The organism is Methylobacterium hispanicum, assembly GCF_022179285.1.
GTDB lineage: Bacteria > Pseudomonadota > Alphaproteobacteria > Rhizobiales > Beijerinckiaceae > Methylobacterium > Methylobacterium hispanicum.
In genome coordinates this window covers 37,814-46,988 of record NZ_BPQO01000010.1, presented here as the reverse complement: position 1 = coordinate 46,988, position 9,175 = coordinate 37,814, and the positions used below count along the sequence as shown (strand labels likewise).

Here is a 9,175-nt window from a genome sequence, read left to right as displayed (position 1 = left end):
CAGGCGGCGACTTTTTTCAGTCTAGACCATTGCCAGACGGCCGGATCGGCGTATCGTCAGGCTTCGGCCGCTTCGTTCGGTCGCCAGTACAGACTCCCCCAGGGAGCACGCCATACGGAGGCCCGGCCCCCGGGCACCGTCCGCCGCCAGACCGGCCCCCGACGCCTTGTTCCGGAACGCCCGTCCGCCGGGCGGATCCCGCGGCTCATGACGATCGAGCCGCGGGTTGCCCGACGAGATGCCCCGGCCGGTCGCCCGAGAGGTCCGTTCGACGCGCGAGCAGGGAGGCCGCCGATGAGCGAGGCACGGTGTTTCCGCCGGCATCAAGCCCTCGGCGACCCGTTCGGCTGCGCCCTGCTGGAGGACGCCGCGCCGGACGATGCCGGGTTCTCCGAACACCGCGCGCGCTTCGACCGCCCGGGCGCGCTCGCCCGCCTCATCGAGGGCGAGATCCTGCCCCGCCTGATGCTGGTCCACGCCGAGCCCCCGCCCCCGCGGGCGGCGCGGCGTCCGAGCCAGGACGAGGTGGCCCGCTTCGCCGACCTGCTGCTCGCTCCGCCGCGGGCGGAGGGCGACGACCCCCGGCCCGCCGTGGACGCGCTGCTCGCCCGCGGGCTGCCCCTGGAGAGCCTGCTCGGCGACCTGCTCGCCCCGGCCGCGCGCCATCTCGGCGCGCTCTGGGAGGAGGATGCCTGCGACTTCCTGGCGGTCACGGTCGGGCTCGGGCGGCTCCAGGCCGTCGCCCGGACGCTCTGCGCCCGCCTCGAGACCGAGCCGCCGGCGCGGGGGCGCAGCGTGCTGCTCCTGCCCTGTCCCGGTGAGACGCACGTCTTCGGCCTCGCGCTCGTGGCGAGCGCCTTCCGCGAGGCCGGCTGGACGGTCGATACGGCGGAGGCGGACCGGGGCGCGGCGGTGCTGGCGCGCGATTTCCACGACGTCGTCGGCCTGACGCTGGCCTGCGACGTGAACGCGCCGGCGCTGGCGCCGGCGGTCGCCACCCTGCGGGCCGCCTCCTGCAACCGCGAGTTGAGGGTCCTGGTCGGGGGCGCCTACGTGGCGCGCCACCCCGAATGTGCCGTCGCCGCCGGGGCCGATGCCGGGCTGTGCGAGGCCGCGACCGCGCCGGCCCTTGCTGAATCCTTGCTTGAAATGCGGGCGCGAGCCTGTTGAAAGGACCCATCCGGCCCCTCAGACGTGGTGCCCATCAGACGTGGTGACCGTGAGCGCACCTGCCCGCCCTGCCCCGCGCGCGCCCGCCACGGCGCTGTCGCTCCCGGCCGGCCTCCTCGACGGCGAGGCGGCGGGGTTGATCGTCGCGGCGGGGAGCGACCTCTCCCTGGTGGTGGACGCGGACGGGGTGATCCGCGAGGCGGCCTCCGCGGGCGAGGATCCGGGGCCCGGCACCGTGGCGGCCTGGCGCGGGCGGCCCTTCAGCGACACCGTCACGGTCGAGAGCCGCCCGAAGGTCGAGGCCCTGCTGCGCGAGGCCCGGGCCGACGCGGTGACCCGCTGGCGGCAGGTCAACCATCCGAGCCCCGAGGGGCCGGACCTGCCGGTGCGCTACGCCGCCCTGCGGCCGAAGGCGGGCGGCCCGGTCATCCTGGTCGGGCGCAACCTGCGGGCGGTGTCGGCCCTGCAGCACCGGCTGGCGGACGCCCAGCAGGCGCTGGAGCGCGACTACGACCGCCTGCGCGCCGCCGAGACCCGCTACCGACTGCTGTTCCAGCTCTCGGGCGAGCCGGTGCTCGTCGTCGATGCGGGCACGCGCCGGATCACCGAGGCGAACCCGGCCGCCGCGCGCCTGTTCGGCCGCGCGCCGAAGCGCCTGGCCGGGCTCGACGCGGTCGACCTGTTCGAGGCCGGCAGCGCGCGGGCGGTCGAGACCCTGTTCGCCACCCTGCGGGTCTCCGGCGAGGCCCCCGAGGTCTCGGCCCGGCTCGCCCACGGGCGCGGGGCCGCCACGGTCTCGGCCTCGCTGTTCCGCGGCGAGAGCGCCACCAGCGTGCTCGTGCGCCTGAGCCTGCCGGCCGACGGCGAGGCGGCCCACGGGCTCGCCGCCCACGCGGCCGAGGTGCTGCGGGCCATGCCGGAGGGCTTCGTCGTCACCGATGCCGGGCGGCGGGTGCTCGCCGCCAACACCGCCTTCCTCGAACTCTCCCAGCTCGCCACCGAGGAGCAGGCCCGGGGCCAGCCCCTGGACGCCTGGCTCGGCCACGACGAGACCGAGGCGCAGGCGCTCTTCGCGACCCTGCGCGACCACGGCTCGGTGCGCCGCTTCAGCACGGTGCTGCGCGGCCAGTACGGCTCGGTGGAGGATGTCGAGGTGGCCGCCGTCGCGGTGCCGGGCCAGGGCTGCCTCGGCTTCTCGTTCCGGTCGGGGCCGCGCCGGTCGGCGCCGCCCGCCGGCACCACCCTGCCCCGCTCCGTCGAGCAGATGACCGAGCTCGTCGGCCGCGTCTCGATGAAGACCCTGGTGCGCGAGACCACCGACCTGATCGAGAAGCTCTGCATCGAGGCGGCGCTCCGCATCACCCGCGACAACCGCGCCTCGGCCGCCGAGATGCTCGGCCTCAGCCGCCAGGGTCTCTACGCCAAGATGCGCCGCTACGGCATCGGCGATCTCGACGGGCCGGACGAGGCTTAGGAGCGGCTTCGGGGCGGCTTCGGGGCGGCTTGAATCTCCCTGATCGCACCTTCCCTGCCCCGCACAGGGGGACAGGAGGGTCTTGCGGACCGGTCGCCCGCCTCGGCCCCCGCAGCGCCCTGAATACGGAATACATCCTCCGGCGGCCGCTCTAATCCTGAAGTATTCGTGCGGTGCAGCACGACGAGCCGCGGCGCGTACTCGCCCCGAGGTGTAAATTTGACTTGACACATCCGCGCCCCCGAACCTAGCCTCCTCCCATGGCCACGCCAGCCCCGAGCGCAGTCGTCGAGCTTCTCAAGCCGCTCACGTGGTTCGCCCCGATGTGGGCGTTCGCCTGCGGCGTGGTCTCGTCGGGCATCCCCGCCTCCGGGCAGTGGCCGGTGATCGCCGCGGGCGTGCTGCTCGCAGGGCCCCTCGTCTGCGCCACCAGCCAGGCCGCCAACGACTGGTTCGACCGCGAGGTCGACGCCATCAACGAGCCCGGCCGGCCGATCCCCTCGGGGCGCATCCCGGGCCGCTGGGGCCTCGGGCTCGCCGCCGCCTGGACGGCGCTCTCGCTGGCGGTCGCGGCCGCGCTCGGCCCCTGGATCCTGGCGGCGGCCGTGTTCGGGCTGATCCTGGCCTGGATCTACTCGGCGCCCCCCGTGCGGCTGAAGCGCAACGGCTGGTGGGGCAACGCCGCCGTGGCGCTCTGCTACGAGGGCCTGCCCTGGTTCACCGGCGCCGCCGTGATGGCCGCTGCGCTGCCCGACCGGCGCGTGCTGGCGCTGGCGCTCCTCTACTCGGTGGGCGCCCACGGCATCATGACGCTCAACGACTTCAAGTCGGTCGAGGGCGACCGGCGCACCGGCATCGCCTCGCTGCCCGTGCAACTCGGGCCGGCGCGTGCCGCCCGCCTCGCCTGCTGGGTGATGGCGCTGCCGCAAGGGGCGGTGATCGCGCTGCTGGCCGCCTGGGACCGGCCCTGGCACGCCGCCCTGGTGGCGGCCCTGCTGGCGGGCCAGGCCGCCCTGATGGCACGCTTCCTCGCCGATCCGCGCGGGCGGGCCGCGTGGTACAACGGCACCGGCACCACCCTCTACGTGCTCGGCATGCTGGCCGCGGCGCTCGCGCTGCGCCCCCTCCTGCAGGGGGCCGCGTGATGGCCTCCGGGTTCAGCTGGGCCCAGATCGCCCGCCTCGGCCTCGTCCAGACCGCGCTCGGCGCCGTCGTGGTGCTGATCACCTCGACGATCAACCGGGTGATGGTGGTGGAGCTGGCGCTGCCCGCCCTGGTGCCGGGGGGGCTGCTGGGCCTGCACTACGCGGTGCAGACCTTGCGCCCGCGCTGGGGCTACGGCTCCGACCGGCACGGGCGGCGCACGCCCTGGATCGTCGGCGGCATGGCCGCTTTGTGTCTGGGCGGCTTCGGCACCGCCTGCGCCACCGCGCTCGCCGCGCACCACCTCGCGGCGGGGCTCGCGCTCGCCGTCCTCGCCTTCCTCACGGTCGGCATGGGGGCGGGGGCCGCCGGCACCTCGCTCCTCGTGCTCCTGTCGGGCGGCGTCGCCGAGGGGCGGCGCGGGGCGGCTGCCACGATCGTCTGGGTGATGATGATTGCGGGCTTCGCGGTGACCGCCCCCCTCGCCGGGCACTTCCTCGACCCGTTCTCGGGCGCCCGGCTGATGGCGGTCTCCGGCACGGTCTCGGTCCTGGCCTTCGCGGTCGCCTGCCTCGCGGTCGCGGGCGTCGAGGGGCGGGGCGCGGCGCCGGCCGCCGCCGTCCAGAAGGCGCCCTTCGGCGCCGTGCTCGCCCGGGTGCTGGCCGAGCCGGACGCGCGCCGCTTCACGCTGTTCATCTTCGTCTCGATGCTGGCCTACAGCGCCCAGGAACTGATCCTGGAACCCTATGCCGGCCTCGCCTTCGCGATGACGCCGGGGGCCACCACCAAGCTCTCCGGGCTCCAGCACGGCGGCGTGCTCGCCGGGATGCTCGGCGTGGCCGCGGTCACCGCCGGGATCGGCGGACCGGTCTTCGGCTCGCTCCGGCTCTGGACCGTGGCGGGCTGCCTCGGCTCGGGGCTGGCGCTCCTGGCGATCGCCGCGGCGGCCTCGGCCGGGCCGGGTTTCCCCCTGCGCGCCGCGGTCTTCGCGCTGGGCTTGGCCAACGGCGTCTACGCGGTCGCGGCCATCGGCACGATGATGGGGCTCGCAGGGACGGGCGACCCGGCCGAGCGCGGCACCCGCATGGGCGTCTGGGGCGCCGCGCAGGGCGTGGCCTTCGGCGCGGGCGGCGTCCTCGGCACGCTCTGCGTCGATCTCCTGCGGCTCGCCGTCGCCGAGCCCCTGCGCGCCTACGCCGCCGTCTTCACCGCCGAGGCCGTCCTGTTCGGGATCTCGGCCGCGATCGCCCTGCGGCTCGCCGCCCCGGCCTCCCCGGCGCGCGAGAGCGCGCTGGCGGGCGCGGCCCGCCTCTCCCTCGGCACCGGATTCGAAGCGAGATAGCCATGCCCGCGCCCGTCCCCGCCCCGCACGCCGACCCCGGGACCTTCGACGTGGTGGTGGTGGGCGGTGGGCCGGCGGGCGCGACCGCCGCGACCGATCTGGCGCGCGCGGGCCGGCGCGTGCTGCTCCTCGACCGGGCCGGCCGGATCAAGCCCTGCGGCGGCGCGATCCCGCCCCGGCTGATCCGCGACTTCGCGATTCCCGATCACCTCCTCGTGGCCCGCATCCGCTCGGCCCGGATGGTGGCGCCCTCGGGGAAGGCGGTCGACATGCCGGTCGGCGAGGGCTTCGTCGGCATGGTCGACCGCGAGCATTTCGACCCCTGGCTCCGGGAGCGCGCCCGGGCCGCGGGGGCGGAGCGCCGCGACGGCGTGTTCACCCGCATCACCCGCGAGGCGCCGGGCCTCGCCACGGTGCATTTTCGCGATTGCGCGGGAGCCGAGACCGCGGTGCGGGCCCGCCTCGTGGTGGGTGCCGACGGGGCGAGTTCCCCGGTCGGCCGGGCCGAGGTGCCGGGCCACGCCGCGATGCGGCAGGTCTTCGCCTACCACGAGATCGTGCGCCGGGTGGAGGGTGGCGACACCGAGCCGACGCGCTGCGACGTCTACTACCAGGGCCGGCTCTCGCCGGATTTCTACGCCTGGATCTTCCCGCACGGCGACACGATCAGCGTCGGCACGGGCAGCGCCCGCAAGGGTTTCTCGCTCCGCGGCGCGGTGCGCACCCTGCTCGCCGAATCCGGCCTGGATCGGGGCGCCACCGTGCGCCGCGAGGGCGCGCCCCTGCCGCTCAAGCCCCTGCGGCGCTGGGACAACGGCCGCGACGTCCTGCTGACCGGGGACGCGGCCGGCATCGTCGCCCCGGCCTCCGGCGAGGGCATCTACTACGCCATGCTCGGCGGCCGGCTCGCGGCGGAGGCCGCGCAGGCCTTCCTGGCGACCGGCGACGTGCGGGCGCTGAGAACCGCGCGCGCCCGCTTCATGCGCCTGCACGGGCGCGTCTTCTGGATCCTGCGGCTGATGCAGGCGGTCTGGTACCGCAACGACCCCCTGCGGGAGCGCTTCGTCTCGATCTGCCGCGATCCGGACGTGCAGCAGCTCACCTGGGACGCCTACATGAACAAGGAGCTGGTCCGGAAGCGGCCGGTCGCGCATGTGCGGATCTTCCTGAAGGACCTCGCCCACCTGTTCCGCTGGGTCTCGCCGTGACGCTGCTCCCCTTCCTCGTGGCGGGCGCGGGGGCGCTGCTCGTCGGGTTCGCCAACGGCCTCGCGACGCGCACCGACGCGTGGTACCGCGCCCTGCGCCAGCCGGCCTGGAAGCCGCCGGACTGGGCCTTCGGGCCGATCTGGGCAGCGATCCTGGCGCTCGCCGCAGCCGCCGCGGCGCTCGGCTGGGCCGCGAGCCCGGGCACGGCCGACCGCCTGCTGCTCATCTGGGCCTTCGGCCTCAACGCGGTGCTCAACGTCGCCTGGAGCGTGATCTTCTTCCGGCTTCGCCGGCCGGACTGGGCGCTGGCCGAGGTCGTGCTGCTCTGGCTCTCGGTCCTGCTGCTCGCTTCCGTGCTCGCCCGGGTGAGCGGCCTCGCGGCCGCGCTCGTCCTGCCCTACCTCGCCTGGGTCGGGATCGCGGCGGCGCTGAACCTCAAGATCGTGCGGCTCAACCCCGCCCGCCCCGGCATCGGGAGGGCGTGAGGTGGACGCGCCCGGCTCCCTTCTCGCCGCCCTCGTCGCCTCGGGCCGGATCGTCGACCCGATCCTTCTTCTCGTGGTGGCCGAGGTCGCCTTCGTGGTCTTGGCGCCCGACCGGTTCGGTCCCCGCGCGCCGCTGCTCGCGGGGCTCGCCGCCGGGGCGGGCCTGCTGCTGGCGCTGCGCGCAGGGCTCTCCGGCGCGTCCTGGCCCTGGATCGCCGGGCCGCTGGCGCTCGCCGGCGGCGCCCACCTCGCGGAGCTGGTCCTGCGCCGCGCGAAGACGCTTCGCCGCAGGGAACCATCCGCAACATCGGCTGAGGCGAGGGCGTTGGGTTCGGTCTCGCGCCGACACGAACACATGACGCGGCCCGGCCGTCCGCCCCTCCCTCCCCCCGCGGGGGCGGGAGCGCGCCGCGCGTGACGGCGCGGATCCGCCGAACACGAAAGAGTCCCGACGCACGCGTCACGACAGCACAGTTCCGACGACCCTGCAGGAGAGGCCCATGGACCGCATCGCCGCCCTCGCCCTCGCGGGCGCCGTCTGGAGCACCCTGCTGGCGGCGCCCGCCGCGGCGCAGGACCCGAACCTCGCCGATCCCGAGCTGATCGCGCGGGGCAAGTACCTCGTCACCGCGGGCGATTGCGTGGCCTGCCACACGGCCCCCGGCGGCAAGCCGTTCGCCGGCAACTACCGGCTCAACACCCCGATCGGCGCGATCTTCACGCCGAACCTGACGCCGGACCCCGAGACCGGCCTCGGCAAGTGGGACTACGCCACCTTCGAGCGCGCCTTCCGGCAGGGCATCGGCGACGGGGGCGAGTACCTCTACCCGGCCTTCCCGTTCGGCTGGTACACCAAGGTCACGGACGAGGACACGCGGGCGATCTTCGCCTACCTGAAGTCCCTGCCGCCGGTGAACGAGGCGCGCAAGGACAACGAGATCCCCTTCCCGTTCAACGTGCGCACGGCGCTGATCACTTGGCGCACCGCCTTCTTCACGAACGACCGCTTCAAGCCGGACCCGCAGGCGAGCGCCGAGGTCAACCGCGGCGGCTACCTCGTGGAGGGGCTCGGCCATTGCGGCATGTGCCACAACGAGCGCAAGCTCGTGGGCAATTCGAGCCTCGCGGGCCGCTTCGGCGGCGGCGTGATCGACGGCTGGTACGCCCCCAACATCACGCCCGACGACCACCAGGGCATCGGCGGCTGGACCGACGAGCAGGTGGCGACCTACCTCAAGACCGGCACCGCCCCGGGCGACCGGCCGGGCGTCGCGGCGGGGCCGATGCGCCAGACCATCGAGGAATCCCTCTCCCAGATGACCGACGCCGACCTGAAGGCGATGGTCGCCTACCTGCGCACGATCCCCGCCAAGCAGACCTACAAGACGAAGGACCTGCAGGCCTTCAACAAACCGGGTGCCCCGGGCGCCGACACCTACCTGACCTACTGCTCCTCCTGCCACCAGCCCGACGGCCGGGGGATCGAGGGCGCGGTGCCCGCGCTCGCCGGCAACACCTCCGTGCAGTCGGGGGGACCCGAGACCGTGCTGCGGGTGATCTACGGCGGGCTCGCCGCCCAGAGCGGCTACGCGCCGATGCCGGCGATCGGCCAGGAGATGAGCGATGTCGAGGTCCGCAACGTCACGGACTACGTCCGCAACGCCTGGGGCAACAGCGCCCCGGTGATCGGCTCCGACAGCGCCGCCTCGGAGGCGCGCGCCGCCACCCAGACCATGCTCGCGGGCACCGCGCCCTGCGCCGAGATCGCGCAGGGGACGGTGCGCAAGGCCTTCGAGGCTGCCGGTGCCGCGGACGCGCTCAAGGGCCTGACCCAGGAGCAGTTCGTGCCCGTGCTCGCCCGGCTCCTGCCGCAGGTGAAGGCCGCCTACGGCGACAAGCCGGCCGAGACCGGGGGCCAGGGCATCGACGACGAGCTGGTGAACGGCCTCACCACCCTCTACTGCCAGGTCGGCCGGGAGCCCTACCTGGAGCGGCAGCGGGCGGGTGCTCCCGAGGCGACGCGGCCCTGGGCGAGCGTGATCGGCAACTTCGCCAACATCGCCTACAGCCAGGCCCGCAACCCGGAGAAGCGGGCAAGCGCCGACGCGCCGCCCGCGCCCCCCACCCGGAACTGACCGCGCCGCCACGCACGCACCGAAACGGGAGATCTGCGGATGGGCCTCTTCGTCGTCATCATCGGCGCCTGGCTGGTCTTCGTCGTACTGGAGGTGCTGGCCTTCCGGCGGCGCAACGCCCTGGAGGCGGAGGGGCTCGTCACCGTGGTGCGGCCGGAGACCTCGACCTACCTGAACCCGCCGCGGCCGTACTGAGGACGCGCGGACGGCGGGCCGGC

Annotated in this window: 9 protein-coding genes; all 9 read left to right on the top strand. The window is 74.8% G+C overall.

What is annotated here, in order from left to right; genetic code table 11:
- Positions 1-294 precede the first annotated feature (294 nt).
- The gene (locus tag MFF56_RS13310) at positions 295-1,170 is read left to right on the top strand and encodes a cobalamin B12-binding domain-containing protein (RefSeq protein ID WP_066922067.1); all 876 of its coding nucleotides are present in this window, start codon (positions 295-297) and stop codon (positions 1,168-1,170) included.
- A 40-nt stretch (positions 1,171-1,210) separates the two neighbouring features.
- On the top strand, positions 1,211-2,644 hold the full coding sequence (ppsR, locus tag MFF56_RS13305) for a transcriptional regulator PpsR (protein ID WP_066922069.1): 1,434 nt from the start codon (positions 1,211-1,213) through the stop codon (positions 2,642-2,644).
- Between the two features lie 260 nt (positions 2,645-2,904).
- Positions 2,905-3,789, top strand: a complete 885-nt coding sequence (chlG, locus tag MFF56_RS13300; RefSeq protein WP_066922071.1) for a chlorophyll synthase ChlG — start codon at positions 2,905-2,907, stop codon at positions 3,787-3,789.
- Positions 3,789-5,129, top strand: coding sequence for a BCD family MFS transporter (locus MFF56_RS13295; RefSeq protein ID WP_238230111.1), 1,341 nt, complete (start codon positions 3,789-3,791; stop codon positions 5,127-5,129). Before chlG ends, MFF56_RS13295 begins: the two co-directional genes overlap by 1 nt.
- 2 nt (positions 5,130-5,131) lie before the next feature.
- The gene (locus MFF56_RS13290) at positions 5,132-6,337 is read left to right on the top strand and encodes a geranylgeranyl diphosphate reductase (protein ID WP_238230110.1); all 1,206 of its coding nucleotides are present in this window, start codon (positions 5,132-5,134) and stop codon (positions 6,335-6,337) included.
- Positions 6,334-6,822 (top strand): TspO/MBR family protein, encoded by a 489-nt coding sequence (locus MFF56_RS13285; protein ID WP_238230109.1) that lies wholly within the window; start codon positions 6,334-6,336, stop codon positions 6,820-6,822. The genes MFF56_RS13290 and MFF56_RS13285 overlap by 4 nt, the downstream gene beginning before the upstream one ends.
- A gap of 1 nt (position 6,823) precedes the next feature.
- Positions 6,824-7,240, top strand: a complete 417-nt coding sequence (locus MFF56_RS13280) for a hypothetical protein (protein WP_197430587.1) — start codon at positions 6,824-6,826, stop codon at positions 7,238-7,240.
- A gap of 82 nt (positions 7,241-7,322) precedes the next feature.
- Positions 7,323-8,957, top strand: coding sequence for a cytochrome c (locus MFF56_RS13275; protein ID WP_066922470.1), 1,635 nt, complete (start codon positions 7,323-7,325; stop codon positions 8,955-8,957).
- 39 nt (positions 8,958-8,996) lie between these two features.
- A complete protein-coding gene (locus MFF56_RS13270) occupies positions 8,997-9,152 on the top strand; it encodes a hypothetical protein (RefSeq protein ID WP_156453726.1) in 156 nt (51 codons plus the stop codon).
- Positions 9,153-9,175 lie beyond the last annotated feature (23 nt).